The organism is Paraburkholderia sp. BL6665CI2N2 (genome assembly GCF_004366535.1).
Lineage (GTDB): Bacteria > Pseudomonadota > Gammaproteobacteria > Burkholderiales > Burkholderiaceae > Paraburkholderia.
Genome location: NZ_SORC01000001.1, coordinates 4,538,288 through 4,561,965 on the forward strand (window position 1 = coordinate 4,538,288; position 23,678 = coordinate 4,561,965).

A 23,678-nucleotide genomic window follows, 5' to 3' on the forward strand; every position below is an offset into this window, starting at 1 on the left:
GTCGTGCAATCAATGCACACGAACTCAGTTGAACGTGCCGATGCGTTTCAGATTGCTGAAGTTCATCCAGATGAAAAACGCCCGGCCGACGACATTCTTGTCAGGCGCGAAACCCCAGTAGCGGCTATCCGCGCTGTTGTCGCGGTTGTCGCCCATCATGAAGTAGTTGCCCGGCGGCACCTTGCAGATCACGCCGCGTGCGTTGTACGTGCAGTTGTCGCGATACGGATAATCTTCGGCGCCGACGATGAACGGCGGCACGGCGGGATTGTTCAGAATCGCGTTCTTGCGGCCGTCGAGATCCTCTTCGAACTGTTTCGCGTAACCCATGCGTTCGTCGTCGAGATAATCGGGCAGCGGCGTTTCCGGCACCGGCTTGCCGTTGATCGTGAGCTGCTTGTCCTGATACGCGACGGTGTCGCCCGGCAAGCCGATCACGCGCTTGATGTAGTCGACCGATTCGTCTTTCGGGTAACGGAACACCACCACGTCGCCGCGTTGCAGCGGACGGCCTTCGGTGATCTTCGTGTTGGTAATCGGTAGACGGATGCCGTAGTCGAATTTATTCACGAGAATGAAGTCGCCCACCAGCAGCGTCGGCACCATCGAACCGGAAGGAATCTTGAACGGCTCGACCACGAACGAGCGCACCACGAACACCACCAGAATCACCGGGAAAAAGCTCGCCGAATACTCGAGCCACCACGGCTGGCGCAGCTTGTCGTCACGCAGACGCGCGCGCGTTTGCGCCGCGTTTTCGTCGGCGAAACGCTCGCCGATGCGTGCCTGCTGGCGGTCGAACTCGGCGACCGCGGCTTCCGCCGCGCGGCGCCGTTGCGGCATGAAAACCAGTTTGTCTGCGACCCATGCGACGCCCGTCAAAATGACGAGCACAAAAAGAATCAGCGCAAAATTCATAAAGTTCCGTTGTTCGTCTTCGTTGTTCGTCTTATTTGTCTTCGACACGCAGGATCGCGAGGAAAGCCTCTTGCGGAATCTCGACCGATCCCACCTGCTTCATTCGCTTCTTGCCTGCCTTTTGCTTTTCCAGCAGCTTCTTCTTACGCGAGATATCGCCGCCGTAGCATTTTGCCAGCACGTTCTTACGCAACGCTTTAATGTTCTCGCGCGCAATAATATTCGCGCCGATGGTGGCCTGAATCGCCACGTCGTACATTTGGCGCGGAATCAGTTCACGCATTTTCGACGCCACTTCACGGCCGCGGTACTGGCTTTGCGAGCGGTGCACGATGACCGACAGCGCGTCCACCTTGTCGCCGTTGATCAGCATGTCGACCTTCACGACGTCTGCCGCGCGGTATTCCTTGAACTCGTAATCCATCGACGCATAGCCGCGCGAGATCGACTTCAGACGATCGAAGAAATCGAGCACGACTTCGCCCATCGGGATTTCGTAGGTCAACTGCACCTGACGGCCGTGATACTGCATGTTGATCTGCGTGCCGCGCTTTTGCGTGCACAGCGTGATCACCGAGCCGACGTAGTCTTGCGGCATGTACAGGTTCACGGTGACGATCGGTTCGCGCACCTCTTCGATCTTCGACGGCTCCGGCATCTTGGCCGGATTCTCGACCATGATGGTCGTGCCGTCGCGCTGCAGGACTTCGTACACCACGGTCGGCGCCGTGGTGATCAGGTCCATGTCGAACTCGCGCTCCAGCCGTTCCTGCACGATCTCCATATGCAACAGACCGAGGAAACCGCAACGGAAACCGAAGCCAAGCGCCTGCGACACCTCCGGCTCGTACATTAGCGAGGCGTCGTTCAGCTTCAGCTTTTCGAGCGAATCGCGCAGCGCGTCGTACTGGTTTGCTTCGACCGGATAGAGACCGGCGAACACCTGCGGCTTCACTTCCTTGAAACCCGGCAGCGGCTCGGCGGCCGGACGGTTCACGAGCGTGACGGTGTCGCCCACCTTCGCCGCAGCCAATTCCTTGATGCCGGCGATGATGAAACCCACCTGCCCGGCCGACAGCGATTCGAGATTCTTCGACTTCGGCGTGAACACGCCGACATGTTCGACCGGATACTGCGCGCCGGTCGCCATCATGCGGATCTTGTCCTTGGGACGCAGCGTGCCGTTGACGATACGCACCAGCATCACGACGCCGACGTAGTTGTCGAACCACGAGTCGATGATCAGCGCCTGCAACGGCGCTTCCGGGTCGCCCTTGGGCGGCGGCACTTTGGCGATCAGCGCTTCGAGCACGTCTTCGACGCCGAGGCCGGTCTTGGCGCTGCAATGCGTGGCGTCGGTCGCGTCGATGCCGATCACGTCTTCGATTTCGGCGATCGCGTTTTCAGGGTTCGCGGCCGGCAGATCGATCTTGTTGAGCACCGGAATCACGTCGACGCCAAGCTCGATCGCCGTGTAGCAGTTGGCCACGGTTTGCGCTTCCACGCCCTGGCTCGCGTCCACGACCAGCAGCGCGCCTTCGCATGCAGACAGCGAGCGGCTGACTTCGTACGAGAAGTCGACGTGGCCCGGCGTGTCGATCATGTTCAGGTTGTAGACTTGCCCGTCACGGGCTTTGTATGTCAGTGCGGCGGTTTGTGCCTTGATGGTGATGCCGCGCTCGCGTTCGAGATCCATCGAATCGAGCACTTGAGATTCCATCTCGCGGTCGGACAGGCCGCCGCAAATCTGGATGATGCGATCGGCGAGCGTCGACTTGCCATGGTCGATGTGCGCAATGATCGAGAAGTTACGAATATGATCCATTCAGTGCCGATCAAGCAAAAAAGGCGCGCTCGGACAATAGCGGAGCACGCCTTGTAAGTAGGTGAAAAACCTATCTATTTTAGCCGAAAAGGCTATCGCTCGGCGCATCTTGCGAAGCTCGGGCGGAAAAGACGGCTCAGCAACCGGGTTGCATGGGACCAGAGTAAGGCGCTAAGGCGACAACTCGGGTCGACAGGAGAGACGTGAAGCTCGATGTGAACGGCGCGGCGTTGGCGCTGTGTTCGAACCCTTGAGTCGAACTCAGGGCCTGGCCCCAACCCGTGCGGCGAGCGCGGCACGAACCCGCGCTTCGTCGAGGCGATAGTGACACAGTTCGACGCCGTCGCAGACCAGAACCGGCACCAGTTCGTTGTAACGGGCTTCCAGCAAGGGATCGGTGTCGACGTCGATCACCTGGACCTGCGCGCCGAATTCGGCCAGCAACGGCTCGAGCGCGGCACGCAGGTCGTCGCAAAGGTGGCACCACGCGCGCCCGTAGAGCGTGAGCGGCGCCGCCTTCGTCATTTCTGGACGCTGCGCGGCCGGACCGGCACGAACTGCGTGTTCTCGCCGCGGCGAACCAGCAGCGCGACCATCTTCTGCGGATCGAGGTGCGAACTCACCTCGTCGAACTGCTTCGCACTGGTGATGTCCGTATCGCCCACCCGCAGGATGATGTCGCCCTTCTGCAAGCCGACGCGCGCTGCGGGACCGTCCGCGGCGTCGATCTGCACGCCGTTGCGCAGCTTCAACGCCTTCAGCTGGTCGGCGGGGATATCACTGACGGCCACGCCCAGCGCGTTGGTGGCGCGCTGCTTTGGCGGTTGCGGTTTCTTCTGATCCGCCTTGGCCGATTTGTCCGGCTGCATCTCGGCGATCGTCACCGGCAGATCGCGCGTCTGGCCCTTGCGCCAGATCGTGATCGTCGACTTGGTGCCCGGCTTGGTGTCGCCGACCATGCGCGGCAGGTCCGTTGCAGTGTCGACCGAATGGCCGTTGAACTTCAGGATGATGTCGCCCGGCTGCACGCCGGCTTTGTCTGCCGGGCCACCCGGTTCGACGCTGCTGACCAGCGCGCCCTGCGCCTTCGGCAGGCCGAGCGAGTCGGCCACGTCTTTGGTCACTTCGCCGATCGCTACCGCGATCCGCCCGCGCACGACCTTACCCGACGCCTTCAGCTGATCGGCCACGCGCATGGCTTCGTCGATCGGAATCGCGAACGAGATGCCCATGAAACCGCCCGTGCGGCTGTAGATCTGCGAGTTGATGCCGATCACCTCGCCCTGCATGTTGATCAGCGGACCGCCCGAATTGCCCGGATTGACGGCCACGTCGGTCTGGATGAACGGCAGATAATCGCCCGTATCGCGCCCCTTGGCGCTGACGATGCCGGCCGTCACCGTGTTCTCAAGACCGAACGGCGAACCGATCGCCACGACCCACTCGCCCACGCGCACCTTGTTCGAGTCGCCGATCGTGATGGTCGGCAGATTGGCGGCGCTGATCTTCACGACGGCGACGTCGGTCCGATCGTCCACGCCGATCAGCTTCGCCTTGAACTCGCGCTTGTCGGTGAGTGTGACGTAAATGGTGTCCGCGTCGTCGATGACGTGCGCGTTGGTCATCACGTAGCCGTCCGCCGACAGAATGAAGCCCGAGCCGACGCCGCTGTTCTGCTCGGCATCGCTGTTATCCGGCAAGTCCTGGCTGCCGCCACTGCCGCCGTTGTCGCCGCCACGCGGCGAACCGGGCGCACCGGGCGATTGCGGCGACTGCGGCAACGGAATGCCGAAGAAGCGCCGGAAAAACTCCGACATGTCGCCGTCGTCCATACCCGGCGGCAAACCGCCGCGAGCACCGCTGTTCGACACGCGTGTAGTCGTGCGAATGTTGACGACCGCCGGGCCGACCTTGTCGACCAGATCAGTGAAGTCGGGCAGATTGGCGGCCGGAGCCGCCGACGCCGTATGCGGTACGAGCGGCAAACAAGCCGCCACCACCGCGGCCGCGAGGAATTTGCGCACCGAGAAAGTCGTCATATCGTAGCAAGCCGAGGGATTCAGGATTCGGAGGATTACTTCGGAGCTTTGTATTCTATGGCAGACGCAAATTGCTGCAATGTGGCCTGGGGCACTTCACCAAGCAGAGTAATCCAGAAGTCGCCGCGACGCTTGACGAGCACGTGCGTAGCGCCGCTGCTGCCCGCGCCTTCCTTGCGCGTGTTGTTTTCGACCGGCTCGACGAATACCGAAATGGCTGCGAGGCCGTCGGAGAACACCGCCTGGTCCACCGGAATGGTCGGCTGACCCGGATCGCGCGCGGCCATGGGACGGCGCAGTTCACGAATCTTGCGGAAGCCCGGCACCGTCGGCGTGATCTGCCAGCCTTGCGCGGCCATGTCGACCGGCTCGACCGGCGGACGCACCACGGTCCACCCCGCCGTATTACGAATACCGTTGACGATGCCGGCCTTGTCGACCGGCACGCCGATGCGAATCTGGGAAAACGACAGTTGCTCGAGCACCTGACCATTCGGGTCAAGCGTCTGGGCACGCAGCAGCAGGCCGGTTTTCTTGTCGGCCCACAGCTTGTACGCAAAGCGATACGCGTCTTTCGGATCGAGTTCGATCACCTGACTGTCGACGCCCGCGACGCGGTCGTCGCCGAGCAGCTTGGGCTCGTAAACCGATAGCACCTGCTCGCCGCTCACGGCCAGCAGCGCTGGAAATGAATCCTTATTCTGACGCTTCTCGACGACGCACAAGTGCCGCTCCGGCACGAACGTGTAGAGCTCGTCGTTATGACGCAGCATTTTTCGCGGCTTGCCGTCGAGGCTTTCGAGTTGCTCGAATTCACCGTCCGCACGGGTCGCGTAGTGCGCGATCCGCGACGTCTGAACGAAATTGCCGCGCTGGTAGACGAACGCGCCCTCGTAATTCTGCTGTTGCGCAGCCTGATGGATGCGATCGAGCAGATCCGCGGCCGTGCGACGGGCAACGAGCGGGTCGTCAGTTTGTGCAAAGACCCGCGGTGTAGCGGACAACAATACGGCTGCGCAGAACAGAAATGCCGGCAGCCGCCCCCAGATAGTCGTTTTATTCAACCGCGGAGTCTGCATCAAACTATTGGCCTTGCGTAGAAACGGCGGCAGCGCGAATCAGCGGCATCGAGCCCGGCATGACCGGTTGTTGCGCGAATTGCTGGTGAGCTTCCAGATACTGGTCGAGACTGGCGTCGCGAATGATGTTGGCGTCTTGCGCGACCGGCTGGACCGCAGCCGGCGCCATGGCCACGCGTTGCAGCGAGTCGCCATGCTGAACCGACGCGATTTGCGACGCGCCCGGACCGCCCGGCACACCTTGCAGCTGCGGCACGACGATCCACGTCAGCGTGGCAGCCGCAGCCGCGACGGCAAACGCCGGCACGACCCGGCGACGCAACGCCAGCAAACGACGCGCAACCGGCATGGCGGCGGGCGCCAGCACGTGCGGTTCGTTGTCGAGGCGCGCGGCGAAACCGCTGAGAAACGCGCTGCTCGCCGCCGGGCTGACCGCCAGATCGTCGGAACGCAATGCGTCGCCGATCAGGTGATAGCTCGACCAGGCGGCGCGATCCTCGCCGTTCAGCCCAGAAATAAACGTGTCCAGATTCAGATGCTCTTCGCCGAACAGCTGACCGTCGACAAAAGCGGACAGACGCTCGCCGCGCGAGCTGGCTTGCGATTGCATCGAGACCGACCCCATGATGCTCCCCATCTTACAAATACCCCGTAGTGACACCACTAATCCAGATATTGCACCCGCGCCCCATCTAGCAGCGCTGGTGGTTTACCAGCGCTTGCCTTCGGGTGTGTCAAGCAACGGACGCAATTTTGCCGCAATGGCTTCGCGAGCGCGGAAAATTCGCGATCTGACTGTGCCGATTGGGCAACCCATCATCTCAGCGATTTCCTCGTAACTCAAACCTTCAATTTCACGAAGAGTAATGGCGGTGCGCAACTCTTCCGGTAAAACCGCCATCGCAGCATTGACCGTCTCAGCGATCTGCTTGCTCATCAACATCGACTCAGGCGTGTTGATATCCCTTAGTTGGTCCGCGTCCGAGAAAGTTTCAGCTTCTTCAGCATCTGCTTCGGTCGAGGTCGGCGCGCGTCGTCCTTGGGTCGCAAGGTAGTTCTTTGCCGTGTTCACGGCAATCCGGTACAACCACGTATAAAAGGCCGATTCGCCGCGAAACTGCGGCAACGCCCGGTACGCCTTGATAAAGGCGTCCTGAGCGACGTCTTCTACCTCGGCGGGATCCCGCACGAGACGCGAGATCAGCCGGAGAATCTTGCGGTGGTATTTGGAGACCAGTAGCTCGAACGCGGCCTTGTCGCCCTTCTGGACGCGTTCGACCAGCACCTGATCAATTTCTTTTTCGCTCACCTGATAAATCCGTTAACTATAGGGCGCATAGCGGGGCACCATTGTAGCGTTCCCGTCATGAGGGCACGTTACGCCGGTAACAGCGGTTACAGTCGTTACAGTCAGGCGCCGGCGCCACGTCGGCCCAGCACGGCCAGTTCCCGGAAAACCGGCGCCGGGAGCGCGTCGGCGGCAAGCAGTACCGTACGCGTGCGGCCCCGTTCCGGCATCAGCGCAAGAATCAGCAAGCGGCCGCTCCACTGCGAACATCCGGCAATACGCCCCTGCGCCAGCAGCGCACCCGTCCGGCCCGAGACAGACAATCCGTCCGGCCCGATTTTCAACGCGACAGGCTGCGCGCGCTCGTACCGAAGCGCGCAAAGCGCGAGCCATGCCCACGCGGCGAGCGTCAACGGAACGGCCTGCCACGTGCCCAGGTGCGACGCGAGACAAGCAAAGACGGCCGATGTCGCCGTCAGAACGAAAACCCCTAACGCAGCCCAGACGGCGACGGAGCGCCGCAGCGCAATCCGCTGCGGCGCTCCGCCGGGCTGGACCGATTCAGGGGAAAGCGCCGGCACAGCCGGCGCCGTTGACTGACGCGTCACCAACTATCGGGCGATCAGGCGCGCTTGAAGACCAGCGTGCCGTTCGTGCCGCCGAACCCGAACGAGTTCTTCAGCGCGACGTCGATCTTCATCTCCCGCGCGGTGTTGGCGCAGTAGTCCAGATCGCAGGCCGGATCCTGATTGAAGATGTTGATAGTCGGCGGCGACACCTGATGATGCACGGCCAGCACGGTGAACACCGACTCCAGACCGCCGGCGCCGCCCAGCAGGTGACCCGTCATCGACTTGGTCGAGTTCACCACCATGTCTTTCGCGTGATCGCCGAACGCACGCTTGATGCCGGTGGTTTCAGCCAGGTCGCCGAGCGGCGTGGACGTGCCGTGCGCGTTCAGGTAATTCACCTGATCCGTGTTGATGCCCGCGTTCTTCAACGCGGCCAGCATGCAGCGGCGAGCGCCGTCGCCGTCTTCCAGCGGCGCGGTCATGTGATAGGCGTCGCCGCTCATCCCATAGCCGCTGACTTCGGCGTAAATCTTCGCGCCGCGCGCTTTCGCGTGTTCGTACTCTTCGAGCACCATCACACCCGCACCCTCGCCCAGCACGAAACCGTCGCGATCCTTGTCCCACGGACGGCTCGCGGTTGCCGGATCGTCATTGCGTTGCGACAGCGCGCGCGCCGCCGCAAAGCCGCCGATACCGAGCGGCGACACGGTCGATTCCGCGCCGCCCGCGATCATCACGTCGGCGTCGCCGTATTCGATCAGGCGCGAAGCCTCGCCGATACAGTGCAGGCCGGTGGTACATGCCGTCACGATCGCCAGATTCGGACCCTTGATGCCGAACTTGATCGACAGATGGCCAGAGATCATGTTGATGATCGACGCCGGCACGAAGAACGGCGAAATGCGGCGCGGGCCGCGATTGAGCAGTTCGGTTTGCGTCACTTCGATCATCGGCAAGCCGCCGATGCCCGAACCCACCACCACACCGATACGCTCCGAATTCTCGTCGGTCACTTCGAGGCCGCTGTCCTGCATCGCCTGGATGCCTGCAGCCACGCCGTAATGGATGAACGTATCCATGTGGCGCGCTTCCTTACCGGGGATGTAGTCCTCGATATTGAAGCCCTTCACCTCGCCGGCGAAACGAGTCGAGAAGTTCGACGCATCGAACTTCGTGATATTGGCAATACCCGACTTGCCGGCGACCAGATTGGCCCAGCCGTCGGCAACATTATTGCCAACAGGCGAAATCAGCCCCAGGCCTGTAACAACAACACGACGGCGGCTCACGGTAACCCCTTTTTCATAGATGACAAAAGCAAAAGCCACAGCGGCCACAGGAACCTGCCCTGTATGCCCTGTGGCTGTTTAACTCGGCAATCGCGCGAAAACTTGCGCTGTCGACATCGCTGGCTCCTGCTTGGCAAAACGCGCGGCAAAAAGCACCACCCCTGCTGGCGTCGGCAACCGACACGGCAGGGCGTCATACGCCGCCAACGCAGAAACGCGGGCGCGAATGACCTTAGGCCTTGACGTTCGCGCGAGCGTAGTCGATCGCTTGCTGAACGGTGGTGATCTTCTCGGCTTCTTCATCCGGAATTTCCATGCCGAATTCGTCTTCGAGGGCCATCACGAGTTCAACGGTGTCGAGCGAGTCGGCGCCGAGGTCGTTCACGAACGAAGCTTCGTTCTTGATCTCAGCTTCTGCAACGCCCAGTTGTTCTGCGACGATCTTCTTGACGCGCTGTTCGATATTGTCCATTACCCCTCCAAGGGAAAAGAAGTTCAAAAATACAGGTGCGCGCATTTTATCAGGTTTGACCCGGCAAAAAAGCGGCGCATCGGGTTGCTGTCAAGGCATACGCCTTACGCATTTACAAACGCATCAAGGCGCGGATAGTAACCGAATTTGGTTACGACATGTACATTCCGCCGTTCACATGCAGCGTCGTGCCAGTGATATAGCCGGCTTGCGGCGATGCCAGAAACGCCACGGCGTGCGCGATATCTTCCGGGCTGCCGAGGCGGCCCAGCGGAATCTGCGTCTTCAGCGCCGTTTGCTGCTCTTCCGGCAGAGTCTTGGTCATGTCGGTGTCGATGAAACCCGGCGCGACGCAGTTGACCGTGATGCCGCGGCTGCCGATCTCGCGTGCGAGCGCGCGCGTCATGCCCGCCACGCCCGCTTTCGCGGCGGCGTAATTGATCTGCCCTGGGTTGCCGGCCGAGCCGACCACCGACGTGATATTGATGATGCGGCCACCCTTCGCCTTCATCATGGGGCGCAGCACCGCGCGCGACAGACGGAATACCGACTTGAGGTTGGTGTCGACCACCGCGTCCCAATCGTCGTCCTTCATGCGCATGGCGAGCTGATCCTGCGTGATGCCGGCGTTATTCACCAGCACGTGCAGCGCGCCGAATTCCTTCACCGTGCCGTCGATCAGCGCTTCCGCCGCAGCCGCGTCGTTGACGTTGAGCACTGCACCGCGGCCGTTCACGCCCGCCGCGTTAAACGCTTCGCTGATGGCAGCCGCGCCGCTTTCGCTGGTCGCCGTGCCGATCACCGTCGCGCCCTGGCGCGCCAGTTCCATGGCGATTGCACGGCCAATGCCGCGCGAGGCGCCAGTGACGACTGCAATCTGCTTGTCGAGAGTCTTTTCCATCTGTCAGTCCGGATGCCCTTCGGAGGGCTGATTGATTCTGATGCGGAATCCTGATGCCGTCGCGGAGCGCCTGCTGCCAGGCGCGGCGCGACGTTGCGTTCAGCCTGCTTTCACGAGTTTGAGCGTTTCTTCGAGCGAAGCCGGATCGAAGATCGAAGCGCCGACCAGATTGCCGTCGATACGCTTGGTCAAACCCGCAAGGACCTTGCCCGGCCCGCATTCGATCACGTGCGTGACGCCTTGAGCCGACATGGCCTGCACGCTTTCGACCCAACGCACCGCACCGGCCGCCTGGCGCACTAGCGCGTCCTTGATCCCGGCCGGCTCATTGACCACGGCGACATCGACGTTGTTGATGACCGGAATCGCCGGCACCTGCACCTCGACGCTCGCCAGATACTCGCGCAACTGATCCGACGCGGGCTTGAGCAGCGACGAGTGGAACGGCGCCGAGACCGGCAGCGGCAACGCGCGCTTTGCGCCCTTCGCCTTCGCGACTTCGCAGGCCTTTTCAACCGCAGCCTTGTTCCCTGCGATCACGACCTGCGCCGGCGCATTGAAATTCACCGCTTCGACCACGCCCGCGACCGACGCCTCGGCGCACACCGCGCGCACTGCGTCATCGTCGAGACCGAGAATCGCGGCCATGCCGCCTTCACCGACCGGCACCGCCGTTTGCATGGCTTGCGCGCGAAAACGCACGAGCGGCACGGCATCGCGAAACGCGATCGCGCCCGCCGCGGCCAGCGCGGTGTATTCGCCGAGGCTATGGCCCGCGACGATCGCGGGCTTCGGGCCGCCTGCCTGCAGCCACGCGCGATACATCGCGTAAGCGGCGGTCAGCATGACCGGCTGAGTGTTGGTGGTGAGGTTCAGATCTTCGACGGGGCCTTCGGCGATCAGTTTGCCGAGATCCTGGTTGAGCGCGTCGGAGGCTTCCTGAACCGTCTCGCGCACGATCGCGTGATCGGCGAATGCGTTGAGCATGCCGACCGACTGCGAACCCTGCCCAGGAAAAACGAACGCAAATTTCATATCGTCCCCAAAATCGATTTAGTCAGATGTGGGTGGCGCGCCCGGTTGACGGCGAGCGCGCTCATACGCAGCCGAGCGCTGCGAATAGCGCTCGCTGCAACGTCGCCGCCATCAGTAGCGGATAACCGACGCGCCCCACGTGAAGCCGCCGCCGACACCTTCGATCAGCACGTTCTGGCCGCGCTTGATGCGGCCGTCGCGCACCGCGACGTCGAATGCGAGCGGAATGGACGCAGCCGACGTATTGCCGTGCTCGCCCACCGTGACGACCATGCGTTCCTGCGGCAAACCGAGCTTGCGACAGGTGCTTTGCATGATGCGGATATTCGCCTGATGCGGAATCAGCCAGTCGATCTGTTCAGCCGACAGATTGGCCTTCTCGAGCGCTTCGACCGCGACTTTTTCGAGCACGTTGACAGCGAGTTTGAACACCGCCTGCCCGTCCATATGCAGGAACGCGCTGCCCGCCACGACACCGCCGTTCACGTTGCCCGGCGTGCAGAGAATGTTCGAGTGGCTGCCATCGGCGTGCAATGCGCTGGCCAGCACGCCCGGCTGTTCGGATGCCTGCAGGATCACCGCGCCCGCGCCGTCGCCGAACAGCACGCAGGTAGTGCGGTCGTTGAAGTCGAGAATGCGCGAGAAGGTTTCCGCGCCGATCACGAGCGCCGTGCGATGCTGACCGCTGCGAATGAAGCTGTCCGCCGTGGCCACCGCGTAGGCAAACCCGGAACAGACGGCTTGCACGTCGAACGCCGCGCCGTGGTTCTTGATGCCGAGTTTGTTCTGCAACAGGCACGCCGTGCTCGGAAACACGAAGTCCGGCGTGGAGGTAGCGACGATGATCAGATCGATGGACTGCGGGTCGATGTCCGCTGCCTCGATCGCGCGTTGCGAAGCGATGAGCGCGAGATCGCTAGTCGTGACATCAGGGTCCGCAAAGTGGCGCGCATGAATGCCCGTGCGGGCGACGATCCACTCGTCGCTCGTCTCGACACCTTGCTTGGCGAGACGTTCGGCCAGATCCTGATTGGTGACGCGGTCGGGCGGCAGATAGCTGCCGGTGCCCAGCACGCGGGAATAAATTGTCGATTGAGCCATTATGCCTTCGAGGATTGCGCAGCGTAGGGCTCGGCTGGCTGGCCGGCGATCGGGCTTGCGTGACCCGCACCGCTCGCGTCGCGCGCCGCCTGTTCGAGAGAACCCGCATTCTCTTCCATCGCTCGCGCAAGGCGTTCCAGCACGCCGTTTTTGACGGCATCATACCCGCGTTTGATAGCCCACTCAAACCCGTAAGCATCCGCCGAACCGTGGCTTTTGATCACCAGCCCGCGCAGGCCGAGTAACGCGGCGCCATTGTATTGCCGATGATCGACGCGTTTCTTGAAGCGCATCAATACCGGCAAGGCGAGCACCGCCATCACCTTGGTGAGCCACGAACGGCCGAACTCTTCCTTGATGATGTTGGACAGCATCTGCGCGAGGCCTTCCGACGTCTTCAGCGCGACATTGCCGACAAAACCGTCGCAGACGATGACGTCGACCGTGCCCTTGAAGATATCGTTGCCTTCAACGTTACCGTGAAAGTTAAGTGTACTCGCGCGCAGCAGTTCGCCGGCACGTTTGATGGTGTCATTGCCCTTGATGACTTCTTCGCCGATGTTGAGCAGGCCGATGGTAGGCCGATCCTTGCCCTCGAGCGCGGACACGAGCGCATGCCCCATCTCCGCGAACTGCAGCAGATGCTGCGGCTCGCAATCGACGTTGGCGCCCAGGTCGAGCATCATCGTGTAGCCATTGGGATTGGGCAGTGCCGACGCGATGGCCGGGCGTTCGATGCCCGACAGCGTTTTCAGCACGTAACGCGAAACCGCCATCAGCGCGCCGGTATTGCCGGCGGAAATGCAGGCTTGCGCCTCGCCTTCCTTGACGCGGTTTAGCGCCACGCGCATGGAGGAATCTTTTTTCTTGCGCAGCGCGACTTCGACCGAATCGTCCATGGCGACGATCTCGGAAGCGGGTACGACGGTCAGCGCCGGCAGGTCCTGAGCCTTCAACCTCTTCAGCTGCGCACGAATCGCACTTTCGATGCCGACGAGCAGCAGCTCAGCATCGGGATGCGATCGAACGAAGTTGACGGCAGCGGGAACGGTCACGGACGGGCCGTGGTCGCCTCCCATGCAATCTATCGTGAGCTTTACTGTCATGGAGTGCGACGAATTTCAGACGCCCTGCATGGGATCATAGCAAGCGCCGGAGCGCCAACTGCAATCGACACAAAAAAGCGGCAATTGAATGCCGCCTTTTTGCCGAGCCGGGAAAATGTCAAGCGAGCCGATCGCCACGCGAAACGCCACAAGGCGCAACGCAGTGAAACGATTAGTCGTTCTTCGTCTTGACGACTTTCTTGCCGCGATAGTAGCCGTTCGGGCTAACGTGGTGACGCAGATGCACTTCGCCCGTGCTCGGTTCCACGGCCAGCGGCGCTGCCGTCAGGAAATCGTGCGAACGGTGCATGCCGCGCTTCGACGGCGACTTCTTGTTTTGTTGAACTGCCATGACTAACTCCTAAAAATTTTTCGGATTCTAACACAGCCCGACTCGGTGTCCGCCACTGGCCGAGTGGCCAATGCGCCCGCATCGCGCTCCAATGCAACTGTTCAGTGCTTCTTGTCCGGCTCGCCGCGCTTGAGACTCTGGAGCGCCGCAAACGGATTGGGCCGTTCGGGCTCGCCGCCCTCACCTGCTTCGTCCAGTGCGCCCTCGTCGCCCTCGCCTTCGGCACCGGCCACACCAGAGACGAGGCTCTCGTGCACTTCGGGACACATCTCGTGCTTGGGCACGAGCGGCAAGGAAAGCAGCAATTCTTCCTCGATCAAGTCGATGAGATCGAAATGGTTCGAACCCACGATCACTTCGACTTCATCCTCGTCGAGCGGAAACTCTTCGGCTTCCGCCTCAGTGTTGACGATCCGGTAAGTTGCATCGACGTTGAATGCCTGCTGGTACGGTGTCATGCACCGCTGACATTCGAGCCATGCAGCGCCGTGAATCGCCATCCGCAAATAAGGCTGGGGACCCTCGGTGCCGTCGTCCTGCAATTCCGGCTGCGTCGCCCCCTCGGCTTGCCAGGTGAACGCGGCATCGCGGTCTGGCGCTTCTGCCGGGACTTCGTTTAACATGCGCGGCAGTTGCAAGACGCGCACGACTCCCGCGGCCTGACGCCCACTCCGCGCGAATTCGAACAGATCGATATCGTGCGGGTCGGATAGACCTGCAGGGTTGCCAGGATGTTGAGTCATGTGCGCTCCTGCGTCGGCAAGGATTTCGCCGTATATAACCGCGAGGTATAACCGATTTGCGAGACAGCCCGTGAGACTCTTGTATTTGCCCGCAGTGATCACTGCACGGCACGCACCGAGACTCGCCTAGCGCAAGCATACCGATGAAAAGCCCGAAATCATATCCGTTTTGTCTTTTCGAGTCAAACACTTAAGCCCGTACGCACGCGAGCTTCGCGCAAGCTTGTACGCCCCGCCTCCCTAGCCGTCGATTAACCCATGCCTGATTCTCCCAATCGCCCGCCACGCCTGATTCTGGCGTCGAGTTCGCCTTATCGTCGCGAACTGCTCGAACGCCTGCGCGTGCCGTTCGATGTCGTCGTGCCCGCAATCGACGAGACGCCGCTCGCCGGCGAAACGCCGGAAGTCACCGCGCTGCGGCTTGCGCAAGCCAAAGCGCGCGCGGTCGCCGGCGGACTCGGCGCCAGCGAAGCCGCGCTCGTGATCGGCTCCGACCAGGTCGCCACTTACGACGGCCTGCAGATCGGCAAGCCCGGCTCGCACGCCAAGGCGCTCGCGCAATTGCAGGCGATGCGCGGCCGCGAAGTGCTGTTTCATAGTGCGCTGTGCCTGTTCGACAGTCGCTCCGGCACCGTGCAAGCCGTCGACGTGATCACCCGCGTGCATTTCCGCGATCTGCCGGATGCCGCTCTGCAAGCCTATTTGCTGGCCGAAACGCCGTACGACGTCGCCGGCAGCGCCAAATCCGAGGGGCTCGGCATTGCCTTGCTCGAAGCCATCCATTCCGACGATCCGACCGCGCTCGTCGGCCTGCCGTTGATCGCGCTGTCGCGCATGCTGCTCGCAGTGGGTTATCCGTTATTGGGGGCTCAATGAGCGGTACGCTCTATCTGATTCCAAATACATTAGGCGAAGGCGATACCGAGGCTCTCGACGCCGTCCTGCCCGCGCCGGTCCGCGCCCGTGCCGCGTCGCTTCACTATTACATTGGCGAAAACGCGAAAACCACGCGGGCTTTCCTGAAAAAAGTCGGCACGGAACGGCCGATCCAGGAAATCGAGATTCGCGAACTGAATGTGAATACGCCGGCCGGCGAGATCGACAAGCTGCTTGCGCCGCTTCTGGCGGGCACCGACGCCGGTCTTGTTTCCGAAGCGGGCTGCCCGGCGGTCGCCGACCCCGGCGCTCTGCTGGTGCGCCGCGCTCATGAACGCGGCGTGAAGGTCGTGCCGTTCGTTGGCCCGAGCTCGATTCTGCTGGCTTTGATGGCGTCAGGGCTCAACGGGCAGAGCTTTGCGTTCCATGGCTACCTGCCGGTTGACGCCACGGAGCGCGCCAAGCGTCTGCGAGATCTGGAGCAGCAGTCGCGCAAAGGCAAGCAAACGCAAATTTTTATCGAGACGCCGTACCGCAACCGCGCATTGCTCGCCACACTGCTGGCGACTTGCGCGCCGTCCACGCTCGTTTGCGTGGCAGTGGACCTAACGCTCGAGACGGAAACGATCGCCAGCCGTACGGTGGCCGACTGGAAGAAAAAACCGGCGATCGATCTGCACAAGCGTCCGGCTATTTTCCTGATCCTGGCCGTTTGACTGGGTCGGACAACGACGCAGCAAAAAAAGCGCCGCGCGATCGTCGAAACGGGGACCGCGCGGCGCTTCTTGGAATTGTCACCAATAATTCACCGCAAATTCATCTTCTCACCGAGTGCCATGGCGTGAACCGCGCCGCTACCAACCGCCGCGCCGAACTTGCGAGCAACACGGTCCGTAATGCTCTCTTTTACGGTGTAGTCGACGATATCCGGCGCTTTGAACAGGTCGCGGGCCACGTAATCCGCGTCGCCCAAACCGTCGGCAAGGCCTAGTTCGACGCTCTTCTGGCCAGTCCAGAAAAGGCCGGAGAACATGTCGGGCGTTTCATGCAGGCGTTTGCCGCGGCCCTGACGAACCGCTTCGATAAACTGCGCGTGGATCTGATCGAGCATATCCTGAGCATGTTCGTCCATCTTCGGCGTTTCAGGCGAGAACGGATCGAAAAAGCCCTTGTTCTCACCGGATGTGTGCAAGCGCCGCTGAATCCCGAGCTTATCCATCAGGCCGGTGAAGCCGAAGCTGTCCATCAGCACGCCGATCGAACCGACGATGCTTGCCTTATCGACATAAATCTTGTCGGCGGCCGCGGCCGCATAGTAACCACCCGACGCGCACATGTCGCCCACGACCGCGTAGAGCGGAATTGAAGGATATTTCGCGCGCAAACGGCGAATTTCGTCGTAGATGATGCCCGCCTGCACCGGGCTGCCGCCCGGACTATTGCAGCGCAAGATCACGCCGGCCGTGCCCGCATCATCAAACGCGCTCTGCAGCGCTGTGTTGATATCTTCCGCGTTTGCGTTCCTATCCGCCGATATCTCACCGTCAAGCGTGACCATAGCCGTGTGCCGGCCGGTGGCGGCTACCTTGTCGCCGGAGAAGTCGATGGCTACCCATATCGCGAGTAGCACGACGACCAGAAACGCAAAGCGGAAAAAAATCTTCCAGCGCCGCGCCGCGCGCTGCTCATTGATCGCCGCGAGCGCGATACGCTCGAGCGCGGCGCGTTCCCAACCCGGCTCATCGGCAGGCGTACGGGGGCGGCCATTCAGGGACGGTTCCTTCGGCTCGGGAGTGAAATTGTCGGACATGCGGTGCAGTGGAAAGATCGAAGAAGAGAAAAAATCAGGGTGTGGCCGGGCGCAGTTCGCCGTCCGGCAGCCAGAAAACGGCTCGGCCTTCCGGCGTATCGCGTTCGTCCACCTGAACCGGCCGCAACCTGCCGCCGCGGCACGGACCGCCGACGCATTTGCCCGTATCAGGCGCGTAAATCGCGCCATGTGTAGCGCACATCAAGTATAAACCGGACGATTCGAAGAACTGCCCTTCGGCCCAGTCCAGCTCCGTCGGAACGTGCGCGCAGCGGTTCAGGTAGCCGTACGCGCGGCCGTCGTAGCGGACAAAAAACACGACGACGTCGTCGCCGCCGAGCTTCGCCGCACAGCGCACGCCCGCGCCGCCGTCGAGCAGTTCGTCCGATGCGCAGACGCGAACCGCCTCCTCCGGCGCTTGCGTGGCGGCGGTGCTCATGCGTTCTCTCGCAGCCAGCCGGACAGCACGCTGACGCTCGACGCAACGAACTTCGGCGACAACGCGCCCAACGAATCCGCAGGATGCGCGCCATACGTGACGCCGATACCCGCGACGCCCGCGTTGATCGCCATTTGCAGATCGTGCGTCGTATCTCCGACCATGACCGTGCGCGCATTGTCCTGGCCCAATTCGCGCGTCAATTCGTGCAGCATCGCCGGGTGCGGCTTCGAGAACGTTTCGTCGGCGCAGCGCGTGCCGTCGAACAGGCTCGTCAGGCGCGACTGATCCAGCGCGCGGTTCAGCCCGACGCGGCTTTTGCCCGTCGCCACGGCCAGCAAATAGCCCTGATCGCGCAGTTCCTGCAACATCTCGCGCACGCCGGTGAACAGCTCGGTGGTCTGGTCCTTCACCAGATAATGGAAGCGGTAACGCTCGGCCAGCCGCGGATAGTCCGACGGATCGAGCGTGGGCGCGGCAATCTGCAGCGCGTCGCGCAAGCCGAGGCCGATCACATAGCTGGCCGCCTCGTCGGCGGGAACCGGAAGACCGAGGTCGCGGCACGCCGACTGGATGCTGCGCGTGATGTGCGCGGTCGAATCCATCAGTGTCCCGTCCCAGTCGAAGACGATCAGATCAAATTGCTCTCTAGCCATGCGGTGTCGTCTCCGGGTGTGACCCATTTCGTAGTTCGTTGAGTTGCGCGATAAAGCTGCGGCATTCGGCCGGCAGCGGCGCCTCGAACTGCAGCGGCGCGCCGGTTGCCGGATGCGCGAGCTTCAGCCGGTAAGCGTGCAGGAACATGCGCTTCAGGCCCGGCTTGGCGTTGGCACGCGCCAGTGCCTTGTTAAGGGCAAAGTCGCCGTACTTGGCGTCGCCGACAATCGGCAGTTCCAGATGCTGCAAGTGGACCCGGATCTGATGCGTGCGGCCGGTCTTCAGTTCCGCCTCGAGCAACGCGTATTCCGGCCAGCGGTCGATCAGATTGAACACCGTATGCGACGCAAGGCCGTCCGACTGCACGCGCACGCGGCGCTCGCCGTCAGCCGTCAAGTACTTGTGCAGCGGCTCCTTGACCGCGCGGCGGCGGCCCCAGTCGCTCGCCCAGTCGCCGTGAACGCAAGCATAGTAGCGCTTGTCCATCTTGTTCTCGCGAATCTGCTCGTGCAGATTGACGAGTGCCGAACGCTTCTTGGCGAGCATCAGGATGCCGGACGTTTCACGATCCAGCCGATGCACCAGTTCGAGAAATTTTGCCTGCGGACGCGCCTCGCGCATCTGCTCGATCACGCCGAACGCGACACCGCTGCCGCCATGCACCGCGACGCCGGCCGGTTTGTCGATGACCAGCATGTGGTCATCTTCAAAAATAATTTTGAAATGCGCGGCCGGGACTGGCGCTTGGGAGGCCGTTTCGCTCGGCTGAGCGACGCGGATGGGCGGCACGCGCACCAGATCTCCCAGTTCGAGACGGTACTGCGCGTCTATCCGGCCCTTATTCACACGCACTTCCCCGCTGCGCAGGATGCGGTAAATATGGCTTTTCGGCACGCCTTTACAGACGCGCAACAAAAAGTTGTCGATGCGCTGTCCGGCCGCGCCGTCATCGATTTCGATCATCGAGACCTGGTCGCTTGCGACCGATTTCTGGGATATTTTGCCTAACTCTTTCATTCTGAATATAATTTGCCCAGCAGTCTGCGGCGGCCGGCGCAGTGTCCGGAATTCGGGCGGATTGCGCAGGTGCAAGCGATAAACCGTTATTTTACTTGCGCCGGGGTCTGGTTGCTCACCCTGAAAATGAGATGCAACAAGTTGCACGCACGAAGTCAGCACCCGGCAGGGACGGCGCCCACAGGCGCGTTCGGTCAAGGTCGGCTTCGACGGTAACGGAATTTTGGTAAAAAAGAATTTAACTTTCAGCTTCGGTATCGGGCGGTCTGACGCCCTGCTGTACGAAGCTGCAGGTTGCGAAAATACGGCGTGCGCCCAAGGCGTCTTGTAGAAAATACAAGACATGGCGACGTCAAAATGAGGCGAGACACCCCCAGCAGGAAAAGACGCGCCGACTGCGCGAACTTCCCGTTGCGGCACGACCGCAGCCTTCGACCCTCCGGTCACGCGCCCAGTTGGCGCACCGGCGCGAGTGGACGAAGGCTTATGAAGGTCGGCCGGCAGAACCCGCGGCGTGTCGGGTCGTTATTTGAAGCCGTGTTCGCATGTGCCCTGCGGCACCGTGTCCATTTTATGGGCCGGGCCCTCTCAGGCAATTCTCCCACCAGCTTTCCCGCTCCAGCGTGCTTGTGAAAACACAATAAGGCGCGGCATGCCGCTGCCCGCTTCGCCCTCGCGACTGACAACCGCGCGGCGGAGGGGCAGGCTAAGCCGCTCTGGAGCCGTTCAATGAAACGAATGTTGTTCAACGCGACGCAGCAGGAAGAACTGCGCGTCGCCATCGTCGATGGGCAAAAACTCATCGATATCGACATCGAAACCGCCGGGCGCGAACAGCGCAAAGGCAACATTTACAAGGGCATCATCACCCGCATCGAGCCGTCGCTCGAAGCCTGTTTCGTCAACTACGGCGAAGACCGCCACGGCTTCCTGCCGTTCAAGGAAGTCGCCCGCCAGTATTTCCGCGACGGCGTCGACATGCGCTCCGCGCGTATCCAGGACGCACTGCGTGAAGGCCAGGAACTGATCGTTCAGGTCGAAAAAGAAGAACGCGGCAACAAGGGCGCGGCCCTCACCACGTTCATCTCGCTCGCCGGCCGCTATCTGGTCCTGATGCCGAACAATCCGCGCGGCGGCGGCGTGTCGCGCCGGATCGAAGGCGACGACCGGCAGGAACTGCGCGAAACCATGGCGCAGCTGCAATTGCCGGAAGGCATGAGCATCATCGCGCGCACGGCCGGCATTGGCCGCAGTGCCGAAGAACTGCAGTGGGACTTGAACTACCTGATGCAACTGTGGCGCGCGATCGAAGCCGCGTCGCAAAGCGGTTCGAGCGGTCAGCCGATGCTGATCTATCTCGAATCGAGCCTCGTGATCCGCGCGATCCGCGATTACTTCCAGCCGGACATCGGCGAAATTCTGATCGACACCACCGAAATCCATGACCAGGCCCGCGCCTTCATGGACATCGTGATGCCGGATAATGTCAGCAAGGTGAAGCGGTATCACGACGACGTGCCGCTCTTCTCGCGCTTCCAGATCGAACACCAGATCGAGACGGCGTACTCACGCACCGTGCCGCTGCCCTCGGGCGGCGCGATCGTGATCGACCACACCGAAGCGCTGGTCGCGATCGACGTGAACTCGGCACGCGCCACCAAGGGCGCCGACATCGAGGAAACGGCCGCGCGCACCAACCTCGAAGCCGCGGACGAAGTCGCCCGCCAGCTGCGTCTGCGCGACCTGGGCGGCCTGATCGTGATCGACTTTATCGACATGGAATCGGCCAAGAGCCAGCGCGAAGTCGAGCAGCGCCTGAAAGACGCGCTCAAGCACGACCGGGCGCGCGTCCAGATGGGCAAGATTTCGCGTTTCGGCCTGATGGAACTGTCGCGTCAGCGTCTGCGTCCGGCCCTCTCGGAAGGCAGCCACGTGACCTGCCCGCGCTGTAACGGCACGGGTCATATCCGCGATACCGAATCGTCCGCACTGCAAGTGCTGCGGATCATTCAGGAAGAAGCGATGAAGGAAAACACCGCGGCAATCCATTGCCAGGTGCCGGTCGAAGTGACCGCCTTCCTGTTGAACGAAAAGCGCGCCGAGATCAACAAGATCGAATCGCGTTTCAAGGTCAACGTCGTGCTGATCCCGAACAAGCACCTCGATACGCCGCATTACAAACTCGAACGTCTGCGTCACGACGACGCGCGCCTCGACGATCCGCGCGCTTCGTGGAAGATGGCCGAAGAAGCGGCCCGCGAACTGGAATCGGAAACCGGTTACAGCAAGCGCACCGAAGAAGTGAAGCCGAAGCAGGAAGCGGCGGTCAAGGGCATCACGCCTGAAAAGCCGGCGCCGAGCGCGCCGGTTCGCCCGGTCGCCGCCCCGGCTCCGGTCGCGGTCACGCCGGCAAGCGGCGGCTTCATCGGCTGGTTGAAGAATCTGTTCGGCGTGCAGCCCGCCGCTCCGGCGCCTGTCGCACCGGCGCCGGCTGACAAGCAGGCACGTCCGCAACGCGGCGAACGCACGGAGCGCGGTGAGCGCACCGGCGAACGCGGCGGCGATCGCAACCGTAATCGCCGTACCGGCACAGGCACTCGCGACGCAGCGGGCCGTGGCGAAGGCACGACCGGCGGCCGTCAAGGCCAAGGTCAACAGCCGTCGCAACGCCGTGAAGAGCGCGAGCCGCGTGAAGGCCGTGAGGTGCAAGCACGCGAGGGCCGCGAGCCGCGCGAAGCACGTGAAGCGCGCGAACCGCGCGGCAATCGTGAGCCGCGTGAAGCCCGCGAAGGCCGTGAACCGCGCGAGGCACGCGAGGCCCGTGAGCCACGCGAGGATCGTGAAAACCGTGATCGCGACAATCGCGGCACCGAGCGCGCGGAAACGGCGGAAGCCGCACCGCGTGGCGAACGTCCGGAACGCGGCGAGCGCCGTGAGCGTGGCGAGCGGGCTGAACGTGGCGAACGCCGCAAGCCGCAAGGAGAAACCGCGGACGCATTGACGCAAAGCGAAGCGCAAACGGCGGAAGACTTGGTGCAAAACCAGACCGCTCTGGGCGAAAACGGCGCGCCGATCGATCAGGAAGCAGTGGCGCGTGAAGGCGAAGAGCGCCGTCGTCGCCGTCGCGGCCGTCGCGGTGGCCGTCGTGAGCGTGAAGAGGACGTGAACGGCAATCTGGCGGCGGACGTCGCGGAAGCTGAAGGCGACAACGCGAGCGCAACCGACGAAGCGCCGGTGCGCACGGCGCATCAGCCGGTCGAACGCAAGCCGGAAGTTGTCGAGGCTAAGGACGTGACGCCGGTGGAAGTGGTGGTCGCTGCTGTCGCAACGGAAACCGTCGTGGTAACCGAGCTACACGCCGTAAGCGAAACACCGGCTCTGGCCGTCGAAAAGGCTGCGAAGACGGAAACGGTGGTACCGGTCGCGCAAGCGCCGGTTGCGCCGGCCGCCGTCGAGCCGGTCGCCGAAACGCCGGTGGCGCAAGCCGCTGCGGAGCCGGTCGAAGCAGCGCAAGCTGCGCCGGCCGCTAGCGAAACGGTTTCGCTGGTCGAACCGGTCGCACGTGCCCAAGCCCCGGCTCAAGCGCAAGTTGAAGCGCCGGCAGTTGCGCCGGTTGTCGAAGCGCAAGCCGCTGCTCCGGCTCCGGTCGAAACCGCGGCTCCCGCTGTGGTGGTCCAAGCGCCTGCTGTTCAACCTGCACCGCAGGCTGAGATTGTCGAACCGCAGCCGGTCGTGGCAGCGGTAGCACCGGCAGCCGAATCGGCAGCGATCGAACCGGCGCCCGTTGCCGTCGCACCGCAAGCTACGCAGCAAGCGCCGCGTCAGGCCGCTGTGTCGGCGGAAGCCCTGCAGCCGGTGCTGGAACAAGCCGGCCTCGTCTGGGTGAACACCGACGCCGACAAGCTGCGCGCGGCTCAGGAGGCTGCTGCGCAGACCGTCAAGCCGGCTCGTGTGGTGCGCGAACGCAAACCGCTGCCGCCGCTCGACAGCGCGCCGATGCAACAGGTGGAAACAGGCGGCCACCCGCAGTAAGCCGCCCCGCCGCACTCAAAAAGCCCGCCCTCACCGGCGGGCTTTTTTTATGGGCGCGCGCCGCAGCTCGAACGCGCCGCGATAAGCCACTCCCCGTATACCCCGACACGGCCTGGGGTACCCCTGC

The 23,678-nt window shown here is 62.5% G+C and carries 23 protein-coding genes; 3 read left to right on the plus strand and 20 right to left on the minus strand.

Annotated features, from left to right (window positions below):
• Positions 1-24: 24 nt before the first annotated feature.
• The 16 genes from lepB to B0G81_RS20255 form a co-directional block, all read right to left on the minus strand.
• On the minus strand, positions 25-918 hold the full coding sequence (lepB, locus tag B0G81_RS20175) for a signal peptidase I (RefSeq protein ID WP_134138121.1): 894 nt from the start codon (positions 916-918) through the stop codon (positions 25-27).
• Positions 919-949: 31 nt separating this feature from the next.
• Positions 950-2,743 (minus strand): translation elongation factor 4, encoded by a 1,794-nt coding sequence (gene lepA / locus B0G81_RS20180; protein ID WP_106283758.1) that lies wholly within the window; start codon positions 2,741-2,743, stop codon positions 950-952.
• 261 nt (positions 2,744-3,004) lie between these two features.
• Complete coding sequence (locus tag B0G81_RS20185) at positions 3,005-3,268, minus strand: glutaredoxin family protein (protein WP_134138122.1); 264 nt, start codon at positions 3,266-3,268, stop codon at positions 3,005-3,007.
• Complete coding sequence (locus B0G81_RS20190) at positions 3,265-4,782, minus strand: DegQ family serine endoprotease (RefSeq protein ID WP_106283760.1); 1,518 nt, start codon at positions 4,780-4,782, stop codon at positions 3,265-3,267. The genes B0G81_RS20185 and B0G81_RS20190 overlap by 4 nt, the downstream gene beginning before the upstream one ends.
• A gap of 35 nt (positions 4,783-4,817) precedes the next feature.
• Positions 4,818-5,861, minus strand: a complete 1,044-nt coding sequence (locus tag B0G81_RS20195; protein WP_106283832.1) for a MucB/RseB C-terminal domain-containing protein — start codon at positions 5,859-5,861, stop codon at positions 4,818-4,820.
• 4 nt (positions 5,862-5,865) lie between these two features.
• Entirely contained in the window at positions 5,866-6,486 is a 621-nt protein-coding gene (locus B0G81_RS20200) for an RseA family anti-sigma factor (protein WP_134138123.1), read from the minus strand.
• An 84-nt stretch (positions 6,487-6,570) separates the two neighbouring features.
• The gene (gene rpoE, locus B0G81_RS20205; protein WP_006051939.1) at positions 6,571-7,170 is read right to left on the minus strand and encodes an RNA polymerase sigma factor RpoE; all 600 of its coding nucleotides are present in this window, start codon (positions 7,168-7,170) and stop codon (positions 6,571-6,573) included.
• A 101-nt stretch (positions 7,171-7,271) separates the two neighbouring features.
• The gene (locus B0G81_RS20210; RefSeq protein WP_347877465.1) at positions 7,272-7,757 is read right to left on the minus strand and encodes a hypothetical protein; all 486 of its coding nucleotides are present in this window, start codon (positions 7,755-7,757) and stop codon (positions 7,272-7,274) included.
• Between the two features lie 14 nt (positions 7,758-7,771).
• A complete protein-coding gene (gene fabF / locus B0G81_RS20215) occupies positions 7,772-9,010 on the minus strand; it encodes a beta-ketoacyl-ACP synthase II (RefSeq protein WP_106283835.1) in 1,239 nt (412 codons plus the stop codon).
• Positions 9,011-9,242: 232 nt separating this feature from the next.
• Complete coding sequence (gene acpP, locus B0G81_RS20220; protein ID WP_004197638.1) at positions 9,243-9,482, minus strand: acyl carrier protein; 240 nt, start codon at positions 9,480-9,482, stop codon at positions 9,243-9,245.
• 151 nt (positions 9,483-9,633) lie between these two features.
• A complete protein-coding gene (gene fabG, locus B0G81_RS20225; protein WP_134138124.1) occupies positions 9,634-10,383 on the minus strand; it encodes a 3-oxoacyl-ACP reductase FabG in 750 nt (249 codons plus the stop codon).
• 99 nt (positions 10,384-10,482) lie between these two features.
• Entirely contained in the window at positions 10,483-11,418 is a 936-nt protein-coding gene (fabD, locus tag B0G81_RS20230) for an ACP S-malonyltransferase (RefSeq protein ID WP_134138125.1), read from the minus strand.
• 111 nt (positions 11,419-11,529) lie between these two features.
• Positions 11,530-12,519 carry a beta-ketoacyl-ACP synthase III gene (locus B0G81_RS20235; protein WP_134138126.1) on the minus strand — a complete coding sequence of 330 codons (990 nt, stop codon included), beginning with the start codon at positions 12,517-12,519 and terminating at the stop codon, positions 11,530-11,532.
• Positions 12,519-13,625 carry a phosphate acyltransferase PlsX gene (gene plsX / locus B0G81_RS20240; protein WP_106283764.1) on the minus strand — a complete coding sequence of 369 codons (1,107 nt, stop codon included), beginning with the start codon at positions 13,623-13,625 and terminating at the stop codon, positions 12,519-12,521. Before plsX ends, B0G81_RS20235 begins: the two co-directional genes overlap by 1 nt.
• Positions 13,626-13,797: 172 nt before the next feature.
• A complete protein-coding gene (gene rpmF, locus B0G81_RS20250) occupies positions 13,798-13,977 on the minus strand; it encodes a 50S ribosomal protein L32 (RefSeq protein ID WP_006051932.1) in 180 nt (59 codons plus the stop codon).
• A 101-nt stretch (positions 13,978-14,078) separates the two neighbouring features.
• Positions 14,079-14,720 (minus strand): DUF177 domain-containing protein, encoded by a 642-nt coding sequence (locus B0G81_RS20255; protein ID WP_134138127.1) that lies wholly within the window; start codon positions 14,718-14,720, stop codon positions 14,079-14,081.
• A gap of 258 nt (positions 14,721-14,978) precedes the next feature.
• Between B0G81_RS20255 and B0G81_RS20260 the strand changes: the two genes are divergently transcribed.
• Both B0G81_RS20260 and B0G81_RS20265 read left to right on the plus strand, forming a co-directional pair.
• A complete protein-coding gene (locus B0G81_RS20260) occupies positions 14,979-15,596 on the plus strand; it encodes a Maf-like protein (RefSeq protein WP_134138128.1) in 618 nt (205 codons plus the stop codon).
• Complete coding sequence (locus B0G81_RS20265; protein WP_134138129.1) at positions 15,593-16,312, plus strand: SAM-dependent methyltransferase; 720 nt, start codon at positions 15,593-15,595, stop codon at positions 16,310-16,312. Before B0G81_RS20260 ends, B0G81_RS20265 begins: the two co-directional genes overlap by 4 nt.
• An 89-nt stretch (positions 16,313-16,401) precedes the next feature.
• On the opposite strand, the gene B0G81_RS20270 is transcribed toward B0G81_RS20265, so the two are convergent.
• From B0G81_RS20270 to B0G81_RS20285, 4 genes are read right to left on the minus strand one after another with little or no spacing between them, the layout of a single operon-like run.
• Positions 16,402-17,406, minus strand: coding sequence for a S49 family peptidase (locus B0G81_RS20270; protein ID WP_134138130.1), 1,005 nt, complete (start codon positions 17,404-17,406; stop codon positions 16,402-16,404).
• Between the two features lie 34 nt (positions 17,407-17,440).
• Positions 17,441-17,845, minus strand: a complete 405-nt coding sequence (locus B0G81_RS20275) for a Rieske 2Fe-2S domain-containing protein (protein ID WP_134138131.1) — start codon at positions 17,843-17,845, stop codon at positions 17,441-17,443.
• A complete protein-coding gene (locus tag B0G81_RS20280; protein WP_134138132.1) occupies positions 17,842-18,501 on the minus strand; it encodes an HAD-IIIA family hydrolase in 660 nt (219 codons plus the stop codon). Before B0G81_RS20280 ends, B0G81_RS20275 begins: the two co-directional genes overlap by 4 nt.
• Entirely contained in the window at positions 18,494-19,519 is a 1,026-nt protein-coding gene (locus B0G81_RS20285; protein ID WP_134138133.1) for an RluA family pseudouridine synthase, read from the minus strand. Before B0G81_RS20285 ends, B0G81_RS20280 begins: the two co-directional genes overlap by 8 nt.
• A 729-nt stretch (positions 19,520-20,248) precedes the next feature.
• On the opposite strand from B0G81_RS20285, the gene B0G81_RS20290 reads away from it, so the two are divergent.
• Entirely contained in the window at positions 20,249-23,551 is a 3,303-nt protein-coding gene (locus B0G81_RS20290) for an Rne/Rng family ribonuclease (protein ID WP_134138134.1), read from the plus strand.
• The last annotated feature ends 127 nt before the right edge of the window (positions 23,552-23,678 follow it).